The 23,512-nt window shown below is 71.5% G+C and carries 18 protein-coding genes; 12 read left to right on the forward strand and 6 right to left on the reverse strand.

Translation table 11 applies throughout. From position 1 onward, the window contains the following. The first annotated feature begins 7 nt into the window (after window positions 1-7). The 4 genes from ACFLIM_RS19115 (at window position 8) to ACFLIM_RS19130 (ending at window position 6,929) form a co-directional block, all read left to right on the forward strand. Window positions 8-922 carry an alcohol dehydrogenase catalytic domain-containing protein gene (locus ACFLIM_RS19115; protein ID WP_393167196.1) on the forward strand — a complete coding sequence of 305 codons (915 nt, stop codon included), beginning with the start codon at window positions 8-10 and terminating at the stop codon, window positions 920-922. Window positions 923-1,158: 236 nt separating this feature from the next. Next, complete coding sequence (locus ACFLIM_RS19120) at window positions 1,159-2,046, forward strand: FG-GAP repeat domain-containing protein (protein WP_393167198.1); 888 nt, start codon at window positions 1,159-1,161, stop codon at window positions 2,044-2,046. Window positions 2,047-2,170: 124 nt separating this feature from the next. Then, window positions 2,171-6,520, forward strand: a complete 4,350-nt coding sequence (locus tag ACFLIM_RS19125) for a polymorphic toxin type 27 domain-containing protein (protein ID WP_393167200.1) — start codon at window positions 2,171-2,173, stop codon at window positions 6,518-6,520. A gap of 1 nt (window position 6,521) precedes the next feature. Beyond that, a complete protein-coding gene (locus ACFLIM_RS19130) occupies window positions 6,522-6,929 on the forward strand; it encodes a hypothetical protein (protein ID WP_393167202.1) in 408 nt (135 codons plus the stop codon). A 55-nt stretch (window positions 6,930-6,984) separates the two neighbouring features. Here the strand turns inward: ACFLIM_RS19130 and ACFLIM_RS19135 are convergent, their stop codons facing one another. Continuing rightward, window positions 6,985-7,866, reverse strand: a complete 882-nt coding sequence (locus ACFLIM_RS19135) for a helix-turn-helix domain-containing protein (RefSeq protein ID WP_393167204.1) — start codon at window positions 7,864-7,866, stop codon at window positions 6,985-6,987. Window positions 7,867-7,881: 15 nt separating this feature from the next. On the opposite strand from ACFLIM_RS19135, the gene ACFLIM_RS19140 reads away from it, so the two are divergent. After that, window positions 7,882-8,781, forward strand: a complete 900-nt coding sequence (locus ACFLIM_RS19140; RefSeq protein WP_393167206.1) for a phytanoyl-CoA dioxygenase family protein — start codon at window positions 7,882-7,884, stop codon at window positions 8,779-8,781. Here the strand turns inward: ACFLIM_RS19140 and ACFLIM_RS19145 are convergent. After that, complete coding sequence (locus ACFLIM_RS19145) at window positions 8,725-10,707, reverse strand: MGH1-like glycoside hydrolase domain-containing protein (protein WP_393167208.1); 1,983 nt, start codon at window positions 10,705-10,707, stop codon at window positions 8,725-8,727. The two genes, ACFLIM_RS19140 and ACFLIM_RS19145, sit on opposite strands and share 57 nt — an antisense overlap. A 215-nt stretch (window positions 10,708-10,922) precedes the next feature. Here ACFLIM_RS19145 and ACFLIM_RS19150 point away from each other — a divergent pair, with 215 nt between their 5' ends. The 6 genes from ACFLIM_RS19150 (at window position 10,923) to ACFLIM_RS19175 (ending at window position 18,462) form a co-directional block, all read left to right on the forward strand. Further along, complete coding sequence (locus ACFLIM_RS19150; RefSeq protein ID WP_393167210.1) at window positions 10,923-11,945, forward strand: LacI family DNA-binding transcriptional regulator; 1,023 nt, start codon at window positions 10,923-10,925, stop codon at window positions 11,943-11,945. Between the two features lie 89 nt (window positions 11,946-12,034). Next, entirely contained in the window at window positions 12,035-13,852 is a 1,818-nt protein-coding gene (locus ACFLIM_RS19155; protein WP_393167212.1) for an endo-1,4-beta-xylanase, read from the forward strand. Window positions 13,853-13,891: 39 nt separating this feature from the next. After that, window positions 13,892-15,355 (forward strand): ABC transporter substrate-binding protein, encoded by a 1,464-nt coding sequence (locus tag ACFLIM_RS19160; protein WP_393167214.1) that lies wholly within the window; start codon window positions 13,892-13,894, stop codon window positions 15,353-15,355. A 4-nt stretch (window positions 15,356-15,359) separates the two neighbouring features. Then, complete coding sequence (locus tag ACFLIM_RS19165; protein WP_393167216.1) at window positions 15,360-16,340, forward strand: carbohydrate ABC transporter permease; 981 nt, start codon at window positions 15,360-15,362, stop codon at window positions 16,338-16,340. After that, complete coding sequence (locus ACFLIM_RS19170) at window positions 16,337-17,161, forward strand: carbohydrate ABC transporter permease (RefSeq protein ID WP_393167217.1); 825 nt, start codon at window positions 16,337-16,339, stop codon at window positions 17,159-17,161. Before ACFLIM_RS19165 ends, ACFLIM_RS19170 begins: the two co-directional genes overlap by 4 nt. Before the next feature lie 14 nt (window positions 17,162-17,175). Next, entirely contained in the window at window positions 17,176-18,462 is a 1,287-nt protein-coding gene (locus tag ACFLIM_RS19175) for a Gfo/Idh/MocA family protein (RefSeq protein WP_393167219.1), read from the forward strand. Here the strand turns inward: ACFLIM_RS19175 and ACFLIM_RS19180 are convergent, their stop codons facing one another. Next, window positions 18,463-19,296, reverse strand: coding sequence for an AraC family transcriptional regulator (locus ACFLIM_RS19180; RefSeq protein WP_393167221.1), 834 nt, complete (start codon window positions 19,294-19,296; stop codon window positions 18,463-18,465). A 113-nt stretch (window positions 19,297-19,409) separates the two neighbouring features. Between ACFLIM_RS19180 and ACFLIM_RS19185 the strand changes: the two genes are divergently transcribed. Next, entirely contained in the window at window positions 19,410-20,222 is an 813-nt protein-coding gene (locus ACFLIM_RS19185; RefSeq protein ID WP_393167223.1) for a phytanoyl-CoA dioxygenase family protein, read from the forward strand. Between the two features lie 57 nt (window positions 20,223-20,279). Here the strand turns inward: ACFLIM_RS19185 and alc are convergent, their stop codons facing one another. Genes alc through allB form a run of 3 tightly spaced genes read right to left on the reverse strand, consistent with a single transcriptional unit; the run spans window position 20,280 to window position 23,511 of the window. Then, complete coding sequence (alc, locus tag ACFLIM_RS19190; protein ID WP_393167225.1) at window positions 20,280-21,440, reverse strand: allantoicase; 1,161 nt, start codon at window positions 21,438-21,440, stop codon at window positions 20,280-20,282. Continuing rightward, window positions 21,437-22,180 (reverse strand): aspartate/glutamate racemase family protein, encoded by a 744-nt coding sequence (locus tag ACFLIM_RS19195; RefSeq protein ID WP_393167227.1) that lies wholly within the window; start codon window positions 22,178-22,180, stop codon window positions 21,437-21,439. Before ACFLIM_RS19195 ends, alc begins: the two co-directional genes overlap by 4 nt. Next, a complete protein-coding gene (gene allB, locus ACFLIM_RS19200; RefSeq protein WP_393167229.1) occupies window positions 22,177-23,511 on the reverse strand; it encodes an allantoinase AllB in 1,335 nt (444 codons plus the stop codon). The genes ACFLIM_RS19195 and allB overlap by 4 nt, the downstream gene beginning before the upstream one ends. Window position 23,512 lies beyond the last annotated feature (1 nt).

A 23,512-nucleotide genomic window follows, 5' to 3' on the forward strand; every position in this document is an offset into this window, starting at 1 on the left:
AGGACACGTGCGATACGCGCAAGTAGTCTCGGCCGGTCATTCGGAGATCATCGAGGCCGCTGACCTGCCACCCGGCGGCGGTGAGGTACGGGTACGCACCCTGGCGTCCGGGGTCTGCGCCTCGGAAGGGCCCGCCTGGGCACACCACGACGGGTCCCGGCCGCTGCGGCTGGGACACGAGCTGACCGGTGAGATCGTGGCGCTCGGGCCCGGAGTGCACGGCTGGTCGGTGGGCGACCGGGTCACCGGTTTCGCCTCCCCTGCCTTCGCTGACGTGGTGAACACCCCCGCCGCGGCGCTGCTGCCGGTGCCGGCCAACGTGCCGAGCGTGGCCGCCCTCGGAGAGCCGCTGGCCTGCGTCGTCGAAGCGCTTTCGCGCTGCGCGCTCACCCCCGGGCAGCGGGTCGCCGTGGTCGGGCTCGGCTTCATGGGGCTCGTCGCGGTGCAGGTGGCGGCTGACCGCGCACCCGCCCGGCTGGTCGGTGTCGATCCGCTGCCGCACATGCGAGACCTGGCGTCGGCGCTGGGCGCCGACGAGGTCCGCGCCCCGGAGGAGGCGGCCGACCTCGCCGCCGATTTCGACGTGGTCATCGAGTTCTCCGGCAAGGCCCCCGGCCTGAAGCTGGCGGGCGACCTGGTGACCCGGCACGGCACGCTCTGTGTAGGCGGCTACCACCAGGACGGCCCGCGGGAGCTGGACATCGAGCTCTGGTATCGCGGGGTGACCATCGTCAACGGCTTCAGCGGCGACCGCCGGCGGGGCATGGCGGCACTGAGCACCGGACTGCGGCTGATGGCCGACCGTCGGCTCACCCTCGAACCCCTGGTCACCCACACCCTCTCCCTTGACGACGTGGACCGGGGCTTCGGCTACCTCACCGACCGTCCCACGGGCTTCGTCAAGTGCGTCGTCACGCCCTGACGAACTTCACACCCCTCTGCGAGAACTGTCAGAAGGGTGTCGTAAAGTCGATCTCCCATCGGGCGCGACCCCTTCGGTCGCGCGACCTCACACCGGGCGCAACCCCAGGCGAGGGCTGCGCTGATCTGGAGAGTGCCGGGCTCGCGGGGACGGCCGATCGGCCGCAAGCTGTCACGTTCCACCCCCCCGTTCGACTCTTTCTAGGAAAGATCCGAGTCTTGTGAGGTTTGCGTCGAATGACGAGTGCGTTCATCACCTCCCTACGGCGGCCCCGGGCCCTGTTCGCGGCGGCCTTGGCGGCCGTGTTAGCCGCCGGCCCGGTCCTCGCGCCGCCGCCCGCGGCCGCCGCCTCCGGGCAGGCCGTCCAGGCGGCCGCCGCCGCGCCGATGTTGCCCCTGCTCGTCCGCAGGACCAGTGACGGTCACCTGCTGGCGTACGAGCCCAAGGGTGCGAGCGCCGGCCTGCAGTCTGCCGTCGACCTGGGCGGCGGCTTCGCCGCGGCGACCGCGATCCTGCGCGCCGACATCTCCGGGAGCGGCCGCAGCGACCTGTACTTCCGGCTGGGCGGCTCCCTCTACTACACCTCCGAACGGGGCACCGAGACCAAGCTCATCGGGTCGGGGTGGGACCAGTACAACCTGCTCATGACCCCGGGCAACCTGGGCGGCACGAGCACCACCGACCTCCTCGCCCGGGACGCCAACGGCGCCCTCTGGCTCTACCAGGGACGCGCCGACGGCACCCTGGTCACCCGCGTCCAGGCAGGCACGGCCGGCTGGAACGGCATGAACGCGCTGGCCGGGTTCGGCGACTACACCGGCGACGGCAAGACCGACCTGCTGGCCAGGACCACCAGCGGCACCCTCTACATCTACCCGGGTACGGGCAGCGCCACGGCCAACGCCATTCTGGGTACCCGCGTCTCCGCGGGCACCAACTGGGGCACCTACACCGCGCTCGTCTCCAGCGGCGACAACGACGGGGACGGCAAGGCCGACCTGATCGCCCGCGACTCCGCCGGCGCGTTGTGGCTCTTCAAGGGCACCGGCGTCGCCTCGGCCCCCTTCGCCGCCCGGGTGCAGATCGGCACCGCCGGGTGGAACGCGTTCAACGCCTTCTTCTGATCCCCTCGCTGCAGAGAAACGGCTGACCATGCCTACCCTTATGCCCTTTTTAGGGCGGCTGCGGGCGACCACCGCAGCCCTCACCTCCGCCGCTGTCTTCGTCTCCGGCGCGCAATTCGTACCCTTGCCCGGAATCAGTCCGGCCGCGGCCTCAGCCGACGCCGGCGACTACGACCTCGGCCACGCCGCCGAGGTGCGCGCGGCCCTGTGCCTGCTCACCGTCATGCAGCGCAAGGGCGGCCAGGACCTGAAGGCCGTCGCCCGCACCGGCCTGGGCGGCGCCGACGCCGACCTGTTGCAGGCCGCGGCCCCCGACTACTGGGCCGACCCGCCGACGCCGCTGCACGTCGCCTTCGACACGGACCGCGACCGGGCCTCGGCCAAGATGGACGAGCTGTACGACCGCCACAACGTGTGGGAGCAGTCCCTCAGCGTCACGCCCCCGAAGGGCTACACCAACGTCGGGTTCCAGTGGATCGAGCAGAAGGACAACCCGTTCGCCAAGGTGGGCCTGTCCGGCTGGATCAGCAACCAGTTCTGGCAGGCCGAGGACGACTTCTACGCCGACCAGACCCCGCTGGCCAGCAAGGAGTCCGTGGACGCGGTCAACAAGATCGCCGCGGTCCGCTACCCCGGCACCTTCCCGTACCCCGACTACGAGGGGTGGCGTGCGTGGGAGGACATGACCTTCATGCACCCCATGTACGCCGACGACGCGCGGGCCTTCCTGGCCGCCGGCGGGTTCCCGGCCAGCGCGCCCGACCCGGACAGCATGGAGTTCCGGATCGACGTCGAGAACCTCAAGTCGCGCTACGCCTCCTGCACCACCGACAACCCGCCCGATCCGCGCAAGGTGCTCACGGCCGAGTTCGCCACGGCCTCGGCGGAGTGGCAGCAGGAGGTCGACGGCCAGCGCGCCCAGCGTGACACCATCCTGAAGGAGGAGGCGCAGGCCGCGGCCGACCTCCAGGTGGCCAGCCAGGCCCTGGGCGAGGCGCTCGGCCAGTCGACCATCGCGGTCCGGCTGGCCGACTGGCAGGCGTACTGGCTGAAGCAGACACCCGAGAGCGCCGGGTTGGAGTACCCGGACGCGGCGGAGTTCACCAAGGTCAAGAACGACATCGTCAAGGCGCAGGCGATGGCGCTGGGCCGGGTGTTCGTCGCCTCCCGGTCCGCCCAGTCGGCGCAGCGGCACGCCGCGGCCGCGGTGGCCGCCCAGCAGGCCGCGTACGCCATCGCCGACGGCGCCGGGCTCCCCCGCGGCCGCGGCCTGCTCTACGGCCAGCAGGCCGTCCAGGTCACCCGGGCCTCGGCCGCCGCCGCGCTGGCCGTGGCCAAGGCCACCGAGACCGCCTCCAACGCCACCCGCGCCTCGGCCGCCGACAGCAAGACGCTGATGGCGCTGGCCGAGACGCAGGCGCACGCCTCGCAGGCCGAGTTCCGGCGCATCGCCGCCGAGGAGGCCGCCGCGCAGGCCAAGGCCGCCGCGGACGGGGCCGCCGCGCAGGCCGCCCAGGCCGCGATCAACGCCACCAAGGCCAAGGAGGCCCAGGCCAGGGCCGAGGCCGCCGAGCTGACGGCGAAGAACGCCGCCGCGGACGCCAAGGCCAGGCGGGCGACCGCCGAGGCCGAGCGCGACAACGCCGAGGCGCAGAAGAACATCGCCGCCACACAGCGGGCCAACGCCGCCGCCGCGGAGGCCACCGCCCAGAACCAGCGGCAGGTCGCGGCCTCCGCCCTCAGCGACGCCGAGGCGGCGGGCGCCACGGCGGCGCAGAAGAAGGACGCGGCACTGGCGGCCGAGGGCAAGGCGGCCGACGCGCGCAATCGGGCCGTGGAGGCCGAGGAGACGCGGGACGCCCTGGTGGCCAAGGCCGCCGCCCGCGAGGCGCACGCCGCCGCCGTCGAGGGCACCGATGCCGCGCAGGACGCGCGGGCCGCCGCCACCCAGGCGCGGGCCGCGGCCGACCGGGCGACCGTCGCGGCCACCAACGCCCGCGCCGCCGCCAACGAGGCCACCGCGGCCGCGAGCGCCGCCCGCGAGGCGGCCACGCGCGCCACGGCCGCCGCCTCCCGTGCCAGGGCCGCCTCCGACGCCGCCCAACGGGACGTGGCGATCACCAACGCCGCCGTCAAGAAGGCCCACGCCGCGGCGGCCGACGCCATCGCCGCCTCCGAGGCCGCGGCCGAGAACGTCCGCCTGGCCAAGATCTACGCCGACACCGCCAAAGCCAGGGCGGCCACGGCCAAGGCGGACGCGGCCATCGCCCGTAAGGAGGCCGACGCGGCGCACGCCAGCGCGGTGCGCACCGCCGGGTTCGCCTACTCCACCGCCCAGGCGGCGGTCGCCGCCCGCGACTCCGCGGCCCAGGTGATCAAGCCGGCCAACGACGCGATCGAGCTCGGCTCCCCGTACAAGGACACCGACGCCTCGGCGGGCCTGGCCGTGCTGACCGGCCAGTCGTCCAAGACGCTGGCCGAGCAGCAGGCCGCCGTCGCCCAGGCCAAGGCCGCCCAGGCTGCCAAGGCCGCCACCGAGGCCGCGGCGCTGGCGGCCCAGGCCGCGGCCGACGCCAAGGCCGCCGCCACCGCGGCGGCCCAGGCAGCCGACTCCGCGGCCAAGGCCGCCGCCTCGCTCGCCAAGGCCCAAGCCTCAGCGGCCGATGCGAAGACGGCGGCCAAGGCGGCGGTGCAGGCCGAGACCGACACCGTCGAATACGACCGCCAGGCCACCGCGGACGCGGCTGCCGCGGCCTCGGCCGCCGACACCGCCGCGGGATACGCGAGCGACGCCCGTAACTCGGCCGACGCGGCCGAGCAGGACGCCGCCTCCGCCCGCAATGCCGCCACCGCGGCCGAGAACGACGCCGCGACCGCCCGCGACGTCGCCACCCAGGCCGAGGCGGACGCCAGCACCGCCGAGGCCGCCGCGGCCCGCGCCCGCGAGCTTGCCGAGGAGGCCCAGGCGGCCGCCGAACGCACAGAGGCGGCCGCGGACCAGGAACGCGAGGCCGACCGGGCCTCGGGGTCGGGCCCGACAGGCATCCCCAACCTGATCAGCCTGCCGAGCGACGACGCCCGGTACGACATCACCCCCAAGGAAGATCTCTGCACCGGCACGAACGGCTGCGACATCGACCTGGAGTACCACCTCTACGGGACGCAGGACTACTACCTGGAGACGTGCTCCCAGCCCGACAGGGACATCGCCGACTGCACCGGGCCCCTGGTGCTCGACTATCTCGGCAGCGGCCCGCTCGACGTCCGCTACACCAAGAACACCCACTACAACGGGAAGGATCTGGTCCTCGCCTTCCTGGAGGGGCTGGGCAAGGCGCTGGTGCACGACTACGTGAGCTGCTGGCGCAAGGTGTCCGGCCAGGACGGCGGATCGACCACCAGCTGCGTCTGGGCCATCGGCTCGATCGTCATCCCGCCGGTGATCAAGGCCGGGTACACGTACGCGCTGTCCCTGCGCACGGCCATGCGCAGCGGGACGGCCTTCACCGAGGCGCTGTTCCGGCTCCGCTACTCGGCGCTGCCCGCCGAGGCGATCTCCGGCCTGGAGCAGGCCGCCGGCAACGCGCTGGCGGCCGGACGCTGCTTCCCGGCCGGCACGCTCGTCGACACCGAGCACGGTCCCAGGAAGATCGAGGACATCCGGGTCGGCGACCGGGTCTGGTCCGCCGATCCGGCGACGGGCGAGCGGACCCTGCGCGCGGTCACCCGGCTGTTCCACCGGTCGGTGGACTCGCTGGTGCGGCTCACCGCGGACAGCGGCACGTTGTCGGTGAGCCGGGGCCACCGGTTCTGGGTCCAGGGCCGGGGCTGGACGCAGTCGCAGGACCTCCGCCCGGGCGACGCGCTCCAGGACCCGTCCGGCCGGGCCGACCGCGTCCAGGCGGTGTCGGTGGGCGACGGGCCCGTCGACGTCTACAACTTCGAGGTCGAGACCGACCACACGTACTACGTGTACGCGGGTTCGACCCCGGTCCTGGTGCACAACGACTGCGTCACCGACGTCGTCAAGGCCGGCGACCACGCCGTCCTGGGCATCAACCCCTACTCCGACGACCTGGCCAAGGGCATGGCGGGCGCGTTCACGTTCAACAACCGGGCGCTGGGAGCGCCGTTCCCGAACGGCGACGGACGGCCCATCTGGATGGTCGCGGTCACCGAGGCGGTGAGCAATCCCTCCATCCGGCTGAGCGTCAGCCTGGACGGCGTCCCCGGCGCCAGAACCGCCGACGAGGCGCTGACGGCCCTGCTGGCGCGCGGCGACACGGTGCCGGCCGGGAACTGGCAGATGGTGGCGGAGGTGAACAGCGGTCTCGGGACCGCGTGGGAGATGACCGAGCTGCGCCGGGCGTACCGGCTGGAGAAGCGCACGTGGGAGTCGGTCGAGTTCCACATGACCGTGGACGGGCAGGTCACCAGGGTGTTCCCGAAGCCTCCGCCGCCTCCGGGGTCGTGAGATGGAGTTCACCAGGCAAGGACGGCTCTTCCGCGTCGTCCGCTTCGACCCGTCGCACCGGCAGCTGCTGCTCCGCAGCGACGCCGTGGCGGTGGACCGGACCACCACGGTGGTCGAGGTCCACATCGGCCACGTCGAGCTGATGCTGCTCAAGCCCATCTACCGGGACGGGCTGCACATCCGGCGGGCCTCCCCGGCCGAGTTCGCCGAGCTGCGCGAGCGGCACGGTCTCGAAGCGGACGCGGCGGGGTGGACGTGGATGATCGAGCGGTACGGCGGCAGCTTCGTCGTCGGCGGCCAGCCGGCGTGGCGCGAGACGGAGTACCCGCCGGCCGACCGTGAGTTGCTGTTCGACTTCACCAAGCCCTGGCCGCCCGGCTACCCGGCGCAGTGGGGCATCGTCGAGTAGCCGCATGCCGGGCCCGGCACCTCACCGGGCCCGGCGTCGGGTCAGCGGCGCGCTGTCACGGCCTTCGCCGGAACTCGCGCGGTGTCGTGCCCGTGTGGGACCGGAACGCGGTGGCGAAGTGCTGGGGTGAGGAGAAGCCCAGCTCGGCGGCGATCCACGTGATGCTCTGGTCGGTCTCGGCGAGCAGGGTCCTGGCGCGGCGGATCCGCAGGCGCGACTGGTAGCGGGCGGGGCTCACACCGAGCTGTGTGGTGAACATCTCGGCCAGGTAGGACGGGGAGAGCCCGGCCATCCCGGCCAGCTCCGACAGGGGCAGGCGTTCGGCGTACCGCGTCTCCAGCACGCGCAGGACCCGCGCCACGGCGGGATGCAGGGCGAGCCGTCCCGTCGCGCTGCCGGGCGTGAGCAGCCTGGCCACCTCGACGAGCAGGTGCTGGGCGCTCGCCCGCAGTCCGGGGACGCGCAGCGCCCGCGTCGTGGTCACCTCGCGCAGGAACGTCTCGAAGGGCGTCACGGCGGAGGCCGCGTCCGCCACGAAAGCCGGCAACCGATGCCACGGGACCTCCGGCAGCAGGAGCCGCGCGTCGACGGCCGCGAACATGAACTGCCACACCGTGTCGGCGGGCCTGGCCATGCGGTGCGCCACGTGCGGGGACACGATCAGCAGCCCGTTCGAGGGCACGTCGTACTCGGCGTCGCCGACCCGCCACCTCGTCGGGGGCCCGTCGGTCTGGAGGTACAGCTCACACACCTCGTGGCTGTGCTCGGAGATGAACCACGACGACGGAGCCCGCTGGTCCCCGGCGTGCACGAGCCCCGGCACACCGGCCCCGGCGAGGTGGGCGTGGAAGCCCGCTCTCAGCCCGTCCGGCCGGACCACCCCGCGATCGTGTACGTTTTCGCCGTTCTGCTGAACGCCCGGCGAGGAGGTCCGCACGTAGCGTTCCGTACCATGACGATCTCGAACGCTTCTCTGCACCAGCTGCTCCCCACCAGCGAGGACGTGGAGTTCTACCGCGCCCACGGCTACTGGATCTCGGGGCCGATCGTGCCCGCCGGCGTGCTCGACGCCGCGGAGACGGGCATGGCGCGCCTGTACGCGGGCGACACCGACCGGCCGCTGCCCGGCGACCGGCCCCTCGGCGGCTGGCGGCCGGAGCACGGCGAGGTCCTGCGGAAGAACGACTACGCCTCGCTCGTCGTGGACGAGCTGGCCGCGCTCGTCCGGTCCCGGCTGATCGCCGCCTGCGCCGCCCGGCTCAGCGGCGCCACGGAGATCCGGCTCTGGCACGACCAGCTGCTCTACAAGCCGCCGGAGTCTGTGCTGCCCCAGGGAGGCGGCGTGAACGTGGGCTGGCACACCGACCGCCAGTACTGGCTGAGCTGCGCGAGCACGGAGATGCTCACCGCCTGGGTGCCCTTCCACGACGTCGGCGCGGCCGAGGGCGGGATCTCGTTCGTCGACGCCAGCCACCTGTGGCCGGACGACGTGGCGCTCGACTTCTTCGACTCCGACCTGTCGACCCTCGACCGGCTGCGCGGCTCGCGGCGGGTCGAGGTGGTCGTGCCGGAGATCCCGCGCGGCGCGGTCAGCTTCCATCACTGCCGCACGGTGCACGGCAGCGGCCCGAACCTGAGCGGGCGGCCCCGCCGCTCGCTGGCCGTGCATCTCCAGCCGGGCGACAACCACCCCAGCCTGCGGGCCCGGCACGGCAACGACGATCTCGTAAGGCGCGATCCCGAGGGCCGGCCCGACTACGCCGACCCCGCCGTGTGCCCGCGGCTCTGGCCGGCGTCACCCGATCACCTCGCCGGCCTTCCTGGCCCGGCCGTCCACGATGACGGCGCCTGAGGCGGTCGAGACGTCGATCGTGTGCCCCCGGTAGGCCAGCCCGGTCAGCTCCAGGCCCCCGCCGGGCACGGCGGCGGGGGTGACGACCAGGCCGCCGCCGGGCCGGAACCGCACCCCGGCCGCGCCGGTCAGGAGAGCCTCGGCACCGGCCAGCCCGGCGACGATGTTGACCCGCCGGCCCGCGGGCGGCGCCGCCGGGCGGTCGCAGTAGTGCTCCTGGGGAAAGTACGGGAAGTGCGACCCCATCCAGAGCAGCCGTTCCATGACATTCCAGGCGAGATCCGGCTCGCCCTGTTCCCAGAGCGTCAGGGCGAGCTGCGGGCTCTCCCCCGTGTACGCCCCGCCGCCTGACCAGTCGGTGTCGCCGAGCTCGTAGTGCAGCTCGTCGTCCGCGGCGACGGAGCTGACACCGTAGGGCGCGAGGAACGAGCCGTCGCGCAGCCGCCGGAGCATGGCCCGCGTCATCTCGGGGGTGCAGGCGCCGTTCCGCAGCGCGTCGAATGCCTGGACGTGCTGGACGAGCTCGGTGTGCCCGTCGGGATACAGGCAGCGGAACCAGCCCGCGCGCTCGTCCCACAACTCGCGGGCGATCGCGCTCCTGATGTCGCGGGCCCGGGCGCGCAGGTCGTCGACCGGCAGCCGCGCGCCGGACACCCGCGACAGCTCGGCCAGCCGGTCGAGGCACCAGGCGCGTTCGGCGTTGGGGCTGGCGACCACGTGCTCCCAGCCCGTGCTGCGCATCTCCAGCAGGTTGTGCTGCGTGCCGTAGTCGCGCAGCACGCCTGCCGGGGTGAAGCGGGCGTCCAGGCCCTCGACCAGGTCGTGCAGCTGGGTGACGAGAGCGGAGGAGATGCCGTGGTGGGCGGCGACGGCGGTGGCGAGGGTGACCAGGGACCAGCCGCTGTACGCGTAGGCGACGCCCAGGCCCGTCCCGTCGGGGGCGATCGCGTAGTGGCGGGTGAGATCCACCTTCATGATCGATTCGAGCACGTCGGTGGTGGCGTCGCCGAGCATGAGGGTGAGCAGGTGGGGGGCGTACCCGCCGGTGTCCCACGCGTAGCTGCAGAGCGCTCCCCCGTCCACGCCGGACGTGGCCACGAACGGCGAGGTGATGAAGCCCGGGTTGTCCCAGAGGCAGACCAGCCCGCTGGCCAGCGAGCCCCGCCAGTACGCCTCCAGCCCGGGGATGTCGCTGGCCAGCCGCGGCACGCCCGCCAGGGCCTGGGCCAGCCGCTGCTCCCACCGCCTGGTCGCCTCGGCGGCCAGCTCCCGTGGCCGCCCCGGCAGCGTGCCCCCGCCGACGCGGACGGCCAGCGCGAACACCGCCGTCCCGCCCGCCGGGACGTCCTGGCGGAGCTCCTCGTGGACGAGCTCTACGGTGACGTCGCCGGCCTGCCAGGTCCACCGGCCCGCGCCCACGGCTTTCGGGCCGGGGCCCGGCGGGACCCAGCCCCATTCGCCGAGCGGGACACGGCGGGGACCGCCGGGGTCGGCCTGCGGGTGCAGGGCCACGGTGACGTCGCGTTCGGCCCGGTTGGTGATCTCCACCTCCAGGGCGAACCCGGCCTGACCATACAGCGGGGTCAAGGTGCTCTCGACCCGGAGCGACACCAGCTCGCCCTGGTGGCGGCGGTGGTAGGTGCCGTGCCTGACGATCCTTCCCGGCCGCCAGGTGCCGCCCGCGTAGAGTAGGCCCACCCCGGCCACGCCCGGTGCCGCGCCGTCGGTGATCCGGTGCCCGCCCACGTCCAGCTCGATGGCCAGCTCGGCGTCGGGGGCCGCGTACGGCGGCGCGAAACACCCGCCGACGCCGCACACCGAGCCCGGCGGGGCGTGCACGGTGGTCCAGCCACTGGTGACCCAGGTGTGGCCGGGCGCCACGTTCTGGCGCAGGTCGAAGGTGAACTCGTCAATGGAGTAAGGCATGCGTCAATCCCTTGCCTGACGGCGGCTGCCGGGGGAAGTGGCCCGTGAACAGAGCTCGTCATGATGCTTACACCAGCCGGTATTCGTCGCAAGAGTTACGCCCGGGTTACCGCAGTTTTTCATTTGGGTATTGCCATCGAACCGGTCCAGCGCTACCTTCCTGGCAAGGCGTTGGACCGGTTTGACAAAGGGCCGGGTTTAGCTGAGGAACGTGCATGGAGAAAATCACGATCCGCGACATCGCCCGCCTGTCCGGCGTATCGAAATCAACTGTCTCGCTGGTGATCAACAACAGCCCGCGGGTCGACCCGGAGACGAGGCGGCGCGTGCTGGCGGTCATCAGGCGGCACAACTACGTGCCGAGTGCCGCGGCGAGCGCACTGGCGAAGGGGCGGCCGCCGTTCATCGGCATGATCGTGCCCGGCCTGACCTGGCGGATGGTGGCCCCGTTGAACTACGGAGTCGCCTCCGTCATCGAGCGCACGCCGTACGAGATCATCCTCTACACGAGCACCAACGACCACGACTACGCCCCGGTCATCGACCGCATGCTCGTCTCGGGGCTGTCGGCCGGCGTCCTGGTGATCAGCCAGGACCAGACCATGCAACCGCTGCTCGACCTGCACGAGCAGGGCGTGCCGGTGGTCCTCATCAACACCCTCGGCTCCCACTTCGACCTGCCGTCGGTCGAGGCCGACAACTACGAGGGCGCGTACGGCGCGGTCCGCCACCTGCTGGGCCTGGGTCACCGGCGGATCGCGTCGCTGGCCGGGCCGATGAACTACCCGTGCTGCCAGGACCGGCAGCGCGGTTACGAGGACGCGCTGGCCGAGGCCGGGGTCCCGGTCGACGCCGCGCTCACCGCGCAGAGCGGCTTCCACCCGCCAACCGCCCGTGATCTGGTGCGCGAGCTGCTCGATCGCGCCGAGCGGCCGACGGCGGTGTTCGCGCACAACGACGTCACCGCCTACGCCGCCATGGAGGCCGCCGACGATCGCGGCCTGCGGGTGCCGGAGGACCTGTCGGTGGTGGGGTTCGACGACATACCGTCGTCGGCGCACGTCAAGCCCGCCCTCACCACGGTCAGCCAGCCGTTCGAGGCGATGGGCGTGCACGCGGCGCGGATGCTGCTCGCCGCGATCTCCCCCGGGACCGGGGACGGCTCCGCTCCGCCCGCCCGCGTCCACCTGCCGACCACTCTCGTCATCAGGGCCAGCACGGGTCCCGCTCCCGGCTGACGCACATCCAAAACCGACGAAGCGCAGGCCGGTGCCCTCGGGGCAGCGGTCGAGATCCCCCCTGCCCGTCGACAGAAAGGACCCTGACCATGGGTCACTTCACGAAGTTGCGGCGCCGACTGGCGTACGTCATCCCCGTGGCGCTGCTCACGGCGCTCGGCCTGACGGCGCCCGCGGCCGCCGCGGAGCCGACAGAGATCATGCCCGCCAACGTCCTGGAAGCGTTCACCCAGTTCACGGGGAGCCCACCGCCACAGACGAAGATCGTCTCCGTTCAGGGGCAGCCCGACTTCGACAAGGCACTGCAGGTCACGGTGACCGGGCAGCCGAGCTCGCCCGGCCTGGACGGCGAATACTCGCTGGGCGTGGGCGTCCCCGCCGCGCAGGCCGCGGTCAAGGGGGAGGCGATGCTGGCCACCTTCTGGGCCCGGTCGGTCACGCCCACCTCCGCCGGATCCGGCCTGGCCCACTTCGTGTTCGAGCAGAACGGCGGGAGCTACACCAAGTCCACCCAGGCGGCGATGAAGTTCGGCTCCGCCTGGCAGCGGTTCCAGCTGCCGTTCCGGATGGCCGCCGACTACGCGGCCGGGCAGGTCCGGGTCAACTTCTGGCTCGGGTACGGCCCGCAGGTGCTGCAGATCGCGGGGGTGTCGGTGTTGCGGTACGGGGCCGGGACCCCGGACGGGTGGCCGGCGTCCACCTACACCGGCCGCGAGGCGGGGGCGTCCTGGCGGGCCACCGCCGACCAGCGCATCGAGCAGAACCGCAAGGGCAACCTCTACATCAAGGTCGTCGACTCCCAGGGCCACCTCGTCCCCGGCGCCACCGTGCAGGCGGAGCAGACGAAGCACGCGTTCAAGTTCGGCTCGGCCGCGGACGGCGTGCGCCTGATGACCCAGAACACCTCGGCGCAGAAGTACCGCGACGTGCTGCTGGCCAACTTCAACCAGTTCACGCTCGGCAACAACCTCAAGTGGAACCACTGGGAGAACCTGACCGAGCGGCAGACCTACACCGTGCCCGCCATCCAGTGGGGGCGCGACCACGGCCTGTTCTTCCGCGGGCACACCCTGATCTGGCCCTCGTGCGGGAACATGCCCGCCGACGTCTGCGGCCTCCGCAACGACCCCGCTGCGCTGCGGAACAGGATCGACACCCACATCACCGACGAGGCGAGCACGCTCACCGGCAAGATCGACGAGTGGGACGTGGTCAACGAGCCGTACGCCAACCACGACGTGCAGAACGTGCTCGGCGACAGCGAGATCAACCGCTGGTTCCAGCTGACCCGGCAGTCCGACCCGGGGCCGAAGCTCTACCTCAACGACTACGACATCATCGAGGACAACGGCTGGGAGGTCCGCCACCAGAACCAGTTCTCCGCCCTGGTCCGCTCGGTGAAGGACGCGGGCGCACCCATCGGGGGGATCGGCATCCAAGGGCACTTCGCCGGGGAGCAGCTCACCCCTCCGGCGGACCTGGTCACGCTGATCAACAAGTTCGGCGGGATCGGCCTGCCGATCGCGATCACCGAGTTCGACGTGGGCACCACCGACGAGCAACTCCAGGCGGACTACACGCGTGACTTCCTCACCGTGATGTTCAGCATGCCGCAGGTCACCGGGGTCAGCACCTTCGGGTTCTGGGAGGGCGACACCTGGGATCCCAAGCGGGCCCTGTTCCGTACCGACTGGACCCCCAAGCCGAACGCCGTGGCCTGGCGCGACCTCATCTACGGCAAGTGGTGGACGAAGGCGTCGGCCACGACCGGGGCGACCGGCTCGACCACGGTGCGCGGCTTCCTCGGCGACTACACCGTCAAGGTCACCGTCGGCGGCGTCACCAAGGAGGTCGCCGTCTCGATGCCGACCATCGCCGGCAAGGCGATCACGGTGGTCGCCGGCTGATCGGAGTCAGGGCTCCTAGCACATTGGAAAGGACACACCATGTCAGCCATTCAGCTCAGCCGCCGGCAACTCCTGCAGGCCGCCGTCGCCGCCGGCGGGACCGCGTTCCTCGCCGGCTGCGCCGGCTCCGGACCGGACACCGGCGGCTCGACGCCCGGCACCACGCTGGCGTACTGGGACTGGTACGTCAGCCAGTCGCCGTGGGTGGACAACGAGATCAAGCTCTTCCAGCAGGCGAACGGCAAGGCCACGATCAAGAAGACCACCCAGGTCACCGACAAGTACCTCGATCTGGTGGCGCTGGCGTTCCGCAGCGGCACCGCCCCCGACGTCTTCCTGCTGCCCACGAAGCCGAAACTGGAGGTCCACGTCGGCGAGGGCTGGCTGCTGCCCCTGGACAAGTGGGCCACGTCCGAGTGGCAGTCGCGGTTCCCGGCCAACAGCTTCGTCGAAGGCGTCAACATCTTCGGCGGGAAGGTCTACTCGGCCCCCTTCAGCGGCCTGGCGCCGGCACTGCAGCTCTACATCCACAACGGGGTCTTCAAGGAGGCCGGCCTGACCAACCCCGACGGGACCGTCTTCATCCCGAAGACGTGGGACGACATCACCCGCGCCGCCGAGGCGATCACCAGCAAGAGCGGTGCCAAGGTCTTCGGGCTCGGCTTCGGCAACGCCCAGAAGGGCGGCCTGCCGTGGCTGATCGAGCTGTTCTGCCGGGGCGCCGGGTCGCCCGGGGGCACCCAGTCGGTCGACTACCGGACCGGGCGGTGGACGTACGGGAGCGACCGCAACTACGCCGACTTCCTCGCGCTCCTGCTCGACTGGAAGAGCCGCGGCTTCATCTACCCCAACTCGATGAGCATCTCGGACGAGCAGGCCCGCGCGTTCTTCTCCAAGGGCAGGTTCGGCATGATCGTCGGCGGGGTGTGGAACCAGGCTCCCTGGGAGGAGGCCGGGTTCAAGGACTACAGCCTCATGACGCTCCCGTCGCCGAGCGGCACCCCGCAGGGCTTCTTCTACGGATCCCCGGGCAGCTACCTGATGGGCATCTCGGCCAAGGCCAAGAACCCCGACCAGGCGTGGGCCTGGCTCGACTGGTTCTACAGCAAGGCCGCGGGCAAGCGCTGGGTGCAGGGCGGCTACGGCCTGTCGGTCTACCCCGAGAACAACGACCCGGCCGGCGTGACCTCGCCGACGTTCAAGCAGTACGTCGGCATGGCGAGCACGGCCCTCGTCGGCCCGGTGCCCACGATCCGCAACCCGGAGATCGCCAAGGTGGAGGTGGCCCCGGTCCAGCCGGACATCCCGGACGTGGCGGCGGGCATCTACACCGGCCAGCTCAAGGACGCGCCCAAGGCGCTGAAGGAGCTGGAGGACCGCCTCAACGGCGCCCTGAGCGAGGCCGTGGCGAAGGCCAGCGGTCAGGGGCTCAAGGTCAGCATGGACGACTACGTGTTCGCCGACTGGGACATCGCCAAGCCGTACACGACCAAGCGCGGATGACGTGATGACGGACATCCGACTGGCGGGCAGGGCGCATGCGGTGCGCGTGGGGAAGGTGTCCGTCCTGCGGCAGCGGATCGCCGCGGCACGCTGGTCCTACCTGTACGTCCTGCCGATGCTGGTGCTGCTGCTGGCGTTCGTGATCTATCCGATCATCGCCTCGCTCGGCTACACCTTCTATCGGTGGGACGGGATCGGCGAGCCCGGCGACTTCGTCGGGCTGGCCAACTTCTCCCGGGTGATGACGGACTCCATCTTCTGGGGAGCCCTGCGCAACACGTTCTTCTACGTGTTGTTCGTGGTGCCCGTCCAGCTCGTTCTCGCGCTCGCGTTAGCCCTGGTGCTGAACAATCGCCGGCTGCGCGCGCGAACCTTCTACCGGACGCTTTTCTTTCTGCCGGTGGTGACGTCCGCCGCGGTGGTCGGCGTGGTCGTCCAGTTGTTGTTCTCCAATTTCGGCGACGTCGTCAACGACGTGCTGATGTCGGCCGGCCTCACCGATGAATACATCGACTGGCTCGGCGACCCGAATTTCGCGATGATCATTATCATCGGGGTCGGGATCTGGCACACGCTGGGCTACAACCTGGTGTATTTCCTGGCCGGCCTGCAGACGATCCCCGACGAGCTGTACGAGGCGGCGCGGCTCGACGGCGCGGGCGCCTTCGCGAGCTTCCGCTACATCACCATCCCCATGCTCAGGTCAGTGGGGGTCGTCATCGTGCTGCTGTCGGTCATCGGCTCGTTCCAGATCTTCGACCTCGTGCAGGTGCTCACCAACGGCGGGCCGTACTTCGCCACCGAGGTTGTGAACACCTACATCTACCACCTGGCGTTCGGCGGGTTCTCCAGCTCCAGCGTCGAGCGGGACGTCGGCCTCGCGTCGGCGGCGTCGTTCTTCTACGGGCTGCTGCTCATCGTCTTCGCCGTGATCCAGGCCCTCTTCCTGCGGGTGCTGGTCAAACGCAGAGGAGGTCGCGCATGACCCGGCGCAGCCCGCTGATGACGCACGTGTTCCTCCTCGTCGGCGGGGTGGCCTGGCTCTACCCGTTCGTGTGGACGCTGGGCAGCTCGCTGAAGGGCACCGACGAGTTCTTCGGCCGCGGCCTGAACCCGCTGCCCGGCACGCCGCTGTGGTCCAACTACGGGCAGGCCTGGCAGGGGGCGTCCTTCGGCCAGTATTTTCTCAACACGCTCACCATCACCGTCAGCACGGTGCTCATCACCCTGGTCGTCACCGCCATGGCCGGCTACACGCTGGCCCGCACCGAGTTCCCCGGCAAGGGGATCGTCCTGGTCGTGGTGGCGGCGACGGTGTTCCTGCCGCACGGGTACACCATCATCCCGATCTTCGACATCATGAACGCGCTCGGCCTGCTCAACAGCCTCTGGTCGATCATCATCGTGCAGGCCGCCGGCGGAATCGTCTTCGGGACGTTCCTGTTCATGGGCTACTTCCGGGCGATCGACCGCTCGCTGGAGGACGCCGCCCGGGTGGACGGGGCCAACTTCCACCAGGTCTTCTGGCGGATCATGCTGCCGCTGTCCGGGCCGATGCTGGCGACGGTCGGCCTGTTCACCGCCATCTCGGCGTGGAACAGCTTCTTCATCCCGCTCGTGTTCACCCTCGCCCGTCCCGAACTGCGTACGCTGGGCGTCGGCATGTACGCCTTCATCGGCGAGAACTCCACCGACTGGACGCTGCTGTGCGCCGGCTCGGTCATCACCCTCGCCCCCATCATCGCCATCTTCCTGGTGCTGCAGCGGTTCTTCGTGAACGGACTCGCCGGCGCCGTCAAGCAGTGACAGAAAGGCTGCCCATGTCCCATCCCCGGCGAGCCGCGATCGTCGGCACCGGCCTGCGCGCGCAGTTGTTCACCCAGGGCCTGGCGCGGCGGGAGCACATCGACCTGGTCGCCCTGTGCGACCCGAACCAGACCCGCATGGCCGTGCACAACCGCCTCATCACCGCGCTGGGCCGGCCGCCGGCCGCGACCGTGCGCCCGGACGGGTACGCCGGCCTGCTACGTGACGTCGACACCGTGGTGGTGACCACCGTCGACGCCCTGCACGACGCCTACATCGTCCCCGCGCTCGAGGCCGGCTGCCGGGTGATCACGGAGAAGCCGATGACCACCGACGCCGGCCGCTGCGACCGGATCCTGGACGCCGTGGACCGTACCGGATCCGGCCTAACGGTGGCCTTCAACTACCGGTTCAACCCGGTGCACGAGAAGGTCCATCAACTGCTGCGCGCGGGCGAGATCGGCGAAGTGCTGTCCGTGCACTTCGAGTGGCTCCTGGACGTACGGCACGGCGCCGACTACTTCCGGCGCTGGCACCGTTACCGCTCCAGCAGCGGCGGCCTGATGGTGCACAAGTCCGGGCACCACTTCGACCTGGTGAACTGGTGGCTGGGCAGCGTGCCACGCCGCGTCTACGGGCAGGGCCGCCTGGCCTTCTACGGCACGGCCAACGGGCACGCGTCCGGGAACGCCCGCGACTACGAGCGCGCGCACGGGGCGCCCGAGTCCGCGAGCGACCCGTTCGCCCTGGACCTGGCGGCGAACGACCAGCTCAGAGAGCTCTACCTGAACGCCGAGCACGAGGACGGCTACCTGCGCGACCGCAACGTGTTCGGCGACGGCATCACCATCGAGGACGACATGGCGGTCCTCGTGACCTACGCGAGCGGGGCCACGATGACCTACCACCTCACGGCGTACTCGCCTTGGGAGGGATACCGGGTGATGTTCAACGGCACCCGGGGGCGGCTCGAACTGGAGGTCGAGGAGACCCAGTGGGCCGATCCGGGCACGGGCGTCACCGCCGGGTCCGGAGCGCTGCACGGCGACGTCGCCCTGCCCAATTCGGGCGGGGCGCGGATCCGGGTGCGCCCGCTGTGGGCGCCTCCCCGCGAGGTGCCGGTGACGGTGGTGCACGAAGGGCACGGGGGCGCTGACGAGCGCATGCTCGCCGCGATGTTCGACGGCGTGACCTCGCCGGTGGACCTCGCGAACGAGCGAGACGGCGCCCACGCGCTGGCGATCGGCCTGGCCGCCAACGAGTCCTTCACCACCGGAGAGCCGGTCGGCCTTCCCGGTTGATCACTCCTGCCAGTGCGCCCGGTACTCGCTGGGCGACATGCCCTTCAGCTCCCGGAAACGGCGGTTGAAGTTGGACAAATTGGGATAGCCGCAGTCGGCGGCGATGCCGGAGACACGGCGGTCGGTCTCCCTCAGCAGGCGGCAGGCGGCGTTGACGCGCAGCATGTTGAGGTAGCCGGTGATCGTGGCACCGGTGGTGCGGCGGAAGAACCGGCTGACCGAGGCCGGGGCCATGTGGGCGGCACGGGCGACGGCTTCCAGGGTGATCGGCCCGGCGTACTCGTCGTGGAGCAGCCGGACGATCGCGTCGATGCGGTCGCGTGCGGCCCCGTTCAGCGACGGGATGTGCTGCTCGCCGGCGAGCGGGCGCGCCTCGGCGCTGCGTGACAGCCGGACGAGCGCGCCGAGCAGGGCGAGGGTCTGCTCGGGGGGTGGCATCGCGACGAGCTCGCGCATCCCCGCGACGTCCCGGGGGAAGCTCAGCCCGCGCGCCGACCGTTCGAGCAGCGCGGCCACGCCCGCGAACTCGGGGCGGTCGAAGAAGCCCGGTCCCAGGAAGTCGCGGCGGAACTGGACGACGATCGCCTCCTGCTCGCCGTGGTCCGGATTCGAGAGGTAGGTGTGCGGCAGCTCGGGGCCGATCAGGGTCAGGTCGCCGGGGCCGTACTCCTCGACGCAGTCGCCCACGAACCGGGTGCCGGTGCCGCGGGTGATCAGGGTCAGCTCGAATTCGGGGTGGAAGTGCCAGGCGAAGTCGAAGTGGGAGGCCTGGCGTACGTACAGCTTCCAGGAGAGCTGGGTGGTGGCCTCGATGTGCTCGAAGATCGCGCGCACGGTGCTCCGTTATCCCGATTTTTCCGGATTTATTGTTACTATGGTCAAAAAAGTATCAGAACTGGTCATCGGCTGCGTGGCCGGACGGCGGCGCCGCGGCGAGGCTGGTACGCATGACGATCACCCATCACGATCTCGAGTCCCGGTACGACGTCGACGCCGCCGCACTGCGGCACTTCAACGAGAACGGCTTCGTGAAGCTGCCCGGTGTGCTGGACGCCGAGACGATCGCGGCGTACGAGCCCGAGATCACCTCGAAGGTCATCGAGCTGAACACCCAGCACCTGCCCCTCGCCGAACGCGACACGTACGGCAGGGCGTTCCTCCAGGTCACCAACCTGTGGCGGCACAGCGACCTGGTCCGCGAGTTCGTCTTCTCCCCGCGCCTGGCCCGCATCGCGGCCGAACTGCTCGGCGTCGACGGCGTCCGGCTCTACCACGACCAGGCCCTGTACAAGGAGTCGAGCGGCGGGTTCACCCCCTGGCACGCCGACCAGTACTACTGGCCCCTGGCCACCGACCGCACCGTGACGGTCTGGATCCCGCTGCAGGAGACGCCGGCCGAGATGGGACCGCTGGCCTTCGCCGCCGGCAGCCACCGCTTCGAGCACGGCCGCGACCTGCCCATCAGCGACGAGTCCGAGCAAGAGCTGCAGCAGGCGCTCACCGAGCAGGACTTCCCGCACGTCGCGACGCCGTACCGGCTCGGCGAGGTGAGCTATCACCTCGGATGGACGTTCCACCACGCCGCACCGAACCGATCGGGCACCCCGCGCCGGGTCATGACCGTGATCTACATGGACGCGGACATCACGGTCTCCGAGCCGGTCAACGACAACCAACGTCAGGACCTGCGCGCCTGGCTGCCGGGAGCCGAGGTGGGCGCCATCCCGGCCACCCCGCTCAACCCCGTTCTGTACCGCTAGTGTCCTGCGGAGCGATCCAGAACGGGCGCGCTTTCGCGTTTCAGGGGAGGTCGAGCGCTAGGGGCGATATGACGGGTGGCCGGTGAGCCAGGTGGTGAGGGTCTCGTGGCGGCCATCCCCGGGTGGGGAGGTGAGCGGGCGGGCGGCCAGGACGCGGGCGATGTCCGGCTCGGACGCGCCCGCCGCAGCCAGGCAGCGCGCGGCCTGGTTCGCCGGAAGGGCGTTGAACCAGCGCAGCCCGGCGCCCAGCCGTGCGGCCGGCTCGGGCGTGCCGACCAGCCGGACCCGGGAGATGCCCCCGTCGGGGAACGCGTCGATCCGTACGGCCGTCAGCGCGGCGCTGGGCGCGGGCAGCGTGAAGAGATGCCTGGTGTCCGGCCTCACCGGGGTACGAGGCAACACCGGAATCCTGTCGGCCCCGGGCGATACGTCGCCACCGGCGGTGCCGGACAGTTCGACCTCGGCGGAGGCGTTGTACTTGAAATGGCTCGTGTCGATCTCGATCTGCCGCAGGCGGCCCGTCGTCGCGAGCCGGATCACCGCGAAGTCATGGCCCGAGTCCCGGCGGCGGCCGGTCTCCCAGCCCTCCCCCATGGTGCGCGCCCGGTCGGGGCGGTTGAGCAGCTCGGCCGAGGAATAGAAGGAGTCGCTGGCGGCCACCACCAGCCCGCCCTGCTCCTGGCCGGCCAAATCCACCGTGAGGCCGTCCCAGTGCCGGGGATCGGGCACCACCTCACCCCGCACCCGGAGCCGGGCGACTCCGCCGTCCGGGTGGATCGACAGCCGGACGTGGGTGAACCGGCGAGGGTCCGCCACCGCGAAGAGGTTGTGGCCGTCTCCGCGCAGCGGGCTCAGCGGCACGATCTCGGCCCATCCCGCGTCCGGGCCGGTGAGCTCGTCCATGCCGGGGTAGCCCTCCATCCCGCAGGCCTCGATCCGGCAGGAAGGCGGGTAGTTGCCGGTGAAGAACCGGGTGTCCACGTCGATCTCGTCGATCACCCCTGGCGCGCCCAGCCGGACGATCGCCCAGTCATGGCCGGGTTCGCCGCGCCGCCGCCTGGTCTCCCAGCCGTCGACGATCTCCCCGCGGTGGTCGTACCGGCCGGGGACGAAGTCCGGGTCGGCCGGGACCAGCAGGTTCTCCTTGAAGCCGAATGACTCGTCGCTGGCCGCGAGCACGCTGCCGCCCAGCCACCGAGATGCCAGATCGAGGTTCACCGGGCCGCCACGCCGAGGTGCCGGGAGAGCGGCCACGCGGTGATGGTCTTCGGTTCCGGTGGCGCGTACGTGCATATTTTGCTCGTCCGCAGGCCGAGACCGGCCACCGCCTCGGCGAGCCGTACGCCCGCGGCGACGCCGTCAACAACGGGGACGCCCAGACGCGCGGTGATCGCCTCGTCCAGGCCCGCCATGCCGCCGCAGCCCAGGCAGATCACTTCGGCGTGGTCGGCGCGCACGGCGCGTTCGGCCTCGGCGACGATCGCCTCCAGCGCGGCGGCCGGGTCGCGATCGACGTCCAGGGTGGACAGGCCGCAGGAGCGGACGGAGGCGCACCGGTCGGCCAGCCCGGCCAGCCGCAGCCGGTCCTCGATCGCGCCGACCGAACGCTGGAGGGTCGTCACCACCGAGTAGCTGCGGCCGATCAGCTGCGCGACATGGGCTGAGGACTCCGCGATGTCCAGGACGGGAACGTCCACGATCTCCTGTACGCCCTCGCGCCCGTGCTCGCCGAACCCGGCCAGCACGACCGCGTCGTACGGCTCGCCGAGCGTCAGGATGCGGTCCATCACCGCCACGGCCGACAGGTAGCTCTCCATCGCGCAGTCGATGGCCTCGGGGCCGTAGTCCGGCTGGACGGCGAGGATCTCGGTGCCGGGCGAGGCGGCGTGCCGTGCGGTCTCGGCGATGGCGTTCGTCATCGACGCCGAGGTGTTGGGGTTGACGACCAGGATCTTCATGACGGGTCCTCCAGGCGGGTCAGCAGTCGTCCGGCGGGATGGGTGGGGTCGATGTCGCGTCCGCGCAGCCAGGTGCGGCGGACCACTCCGTGGAGGCGACGGCCGGTGTACGGGGTGATCGGCTGGCGGTGGTGCAGGTCCTCCACGCGCACCGTGAAGGTCTCGCCGGGCGCGAAGACGCAGAGGTCGGCGTCGTACCCGGGCGCGATGCGGCCCTTGGCCGGCAGCCCGGCGAGCCGCGCGGGGCGCTCGCTCATCCACCGGGCGACCTCGGCGAGGGGGACCCCGCGCCCGCGCGCCTCGGTCCAGACGATCGGCAGGGCGAGCTGGAGTGAGGAGATGCCACCCCAGGCCGCGCCGAAGTCGCCGGTGTCGCGGTGCTTGAGCTCGGCGGCGCAGGGCGAGTGGTCCGACACCACCAGGTCGAGCGTCCCCGCTGCCAGCCCGGACCACAGCCGCTCCCGGTTGGCGGCTTCGCGGATCGGCGGGCAGCAGGCGAACTCCGTCGCCCCGTCGGGAATCTGTTCCGCGGCCAGTGACAGGTAGTGCGGGCAGGTCTCGGCGCTGACTCGTACACCGTCGCGCCGGGCGGCGGCGATCAGCGGCAGGGCGGTGGCGCTGGACAGGTGCACGATGTGGGCCCGCGCTCCGGTGGCGCGGGCGGCGTCGATCACCGCGGCCACCGCGGCCTCCTCGACCTGGGGCGGCCGGGAGTTCAGGAAGCCCGCGTAGCTCGGCCCCCGCGCGGCCGGGCGCTTCGCGATCTCGGCGTCGCTCTCGGCGTGGACGAGCAGGACGGCGTCGAGCTCGCGCAGCGCCCGCATCGCCGCGGTGAGCCCGTCCGGCGACAGCGGCGGGAAGTCAGGGGCGCCCGAGTCGGCCAGGAAGCACTTGAAGCCCAGCACTCCGGCCCGGTGGAGCGCGGCCGCCGCGTCGATGCCGCCGGGGATCAGGCCGCCCCAGAAGCCGACGTCGACGTGGCACCGGCCCTCGGCGGCGGCCCTCTTGGCCGCCAGCGCCGCCACGCTCACCGTGGCGGGGACGCTGTCCACCGGCATGTCCACCAGTGTGGTGATGCCGCCCGCGGCGGCGGCCCTGGTCGCGCTGGCGAACCCCTCCCACGTGGCGTGGCCGGGTTCGTTGATGTGCACGTGCGAGTCCACCAGCCCGGGGAGCAACACCACGTCGTCGTCCAGCTCCACGACGTCGGCCCCATGCACGGCCGCGTCGTACGGCTGGACGGCGGCGATCCGGCCGTCCCGCACGGACACGGTGGCGGGGACCTCGCCCTGCCCGGTGACGGCCCGCCGGGCCCGGATGACCAGGTCCATC

Origin of the sequence: Nonomuraea marmarensis (assembly GCF_043197025.1) — a bacterium.
Classification (GTDB): Bacteria; Actinomycetota; Actinomycetes; order Streptosporangiales; family Streptosporangiaceae; genus Nonomuraea; species Nonomuraea marmarensis.

Bases quoted from the DNA above. Each gene is read 5' to 3' on its own strand.
- ACFLIM_RS19165 (WP_393167216.1), top strand. From the start codon at position 15,360: ATGACGGACATCCGACTGGCGGGCAGGGCGCATGCGGTGCGCGTGGGG.
- allB (WP_393167229.1), bottom strand. From the start codon at position 23,511: ATGGACCTGGTCATCCGGGCCCGGCGGGCCGTCACCGGGCAGGGCGAG.
- ACFLIM_RS19145 (WP_393167208.1), bottom strand. From the start codon at position 10,707: ATGCCTTACTCCATTGACGAGTTCACCTTCGACCTGCGCCAGAACGTG.
- ACFLIM_RS19170 (WP_393167217.1), top strand. From the start codon at position 16,337: ATGACCCGGCGCAGCCCGCTGATGACGCACGTGTTCCTCCTCGTCGGC.
- ACFLIM_RS19120 (WP_393167198.1), top strand. From the start codon at position 1,159: ATGACGAGTGCGTTCATCACCTCCCTACGGCGGCCCCGGGCCCTGTTC.
- ACFLIM_RS19160 (WP_393167214.1), top strand. From the start codon at position 13,892: ATGTCAGCCATTCAGCTCAGCCGCCGGCAACTCCTGCAGGCCGCCGTC.
- ACFLIM_RS19175 (WP_393167219.1), top strand. From the start codon at position 17,176: ATGTCCCATCCCCGGCGAGCCGCGATCGTCGGCACCGGCCTGCGCGCG.
- ACFLIM_RS19150 (WP_393167210.1), top strand. From the start codon at position 10,923: ATGGAGAAAATCACGATCCGCGACATCGCCCGCCTGTCCGGCGTATCG.
- ACFLIM_RS19195 (WP_393167227.1), bottom strand. From the start codon at position 22,180: ATGAAGATCCTGGTCGTCAACCCCAACACCTCGGCGTCGATGACGAAC.
- ACFLIM_RS19140 (WP_393167206.1), top strand. From the start codon at position 7,882: ATGACGATCTCGAACGCTTCTCTGCACCAGCTGCTCCCCACCAGCGAG.
- ACFLIM_RS19155 (WP_393167212.1), top strand. From the start codon at position 12,035: ATGGGTCACTTCACGAAGTTGCGGCGCCGACTGGCGTACGTCATCCCC.
- ACFLIM_RS19130 (WP_393167202.1), top strand. From the start codon at position 6,522: ATGGAGTTCACCAGGCAAGGACGGCTCTTCCGCGTCGTCCGCTTCGAC.
- ACFLIM_RS19185 (WP_393167223.1), top strand. From the start codon at position 19,410: ATGACGATCACCCATCACGATCTCGAGTCCCGGTACGACGTCGACGCC.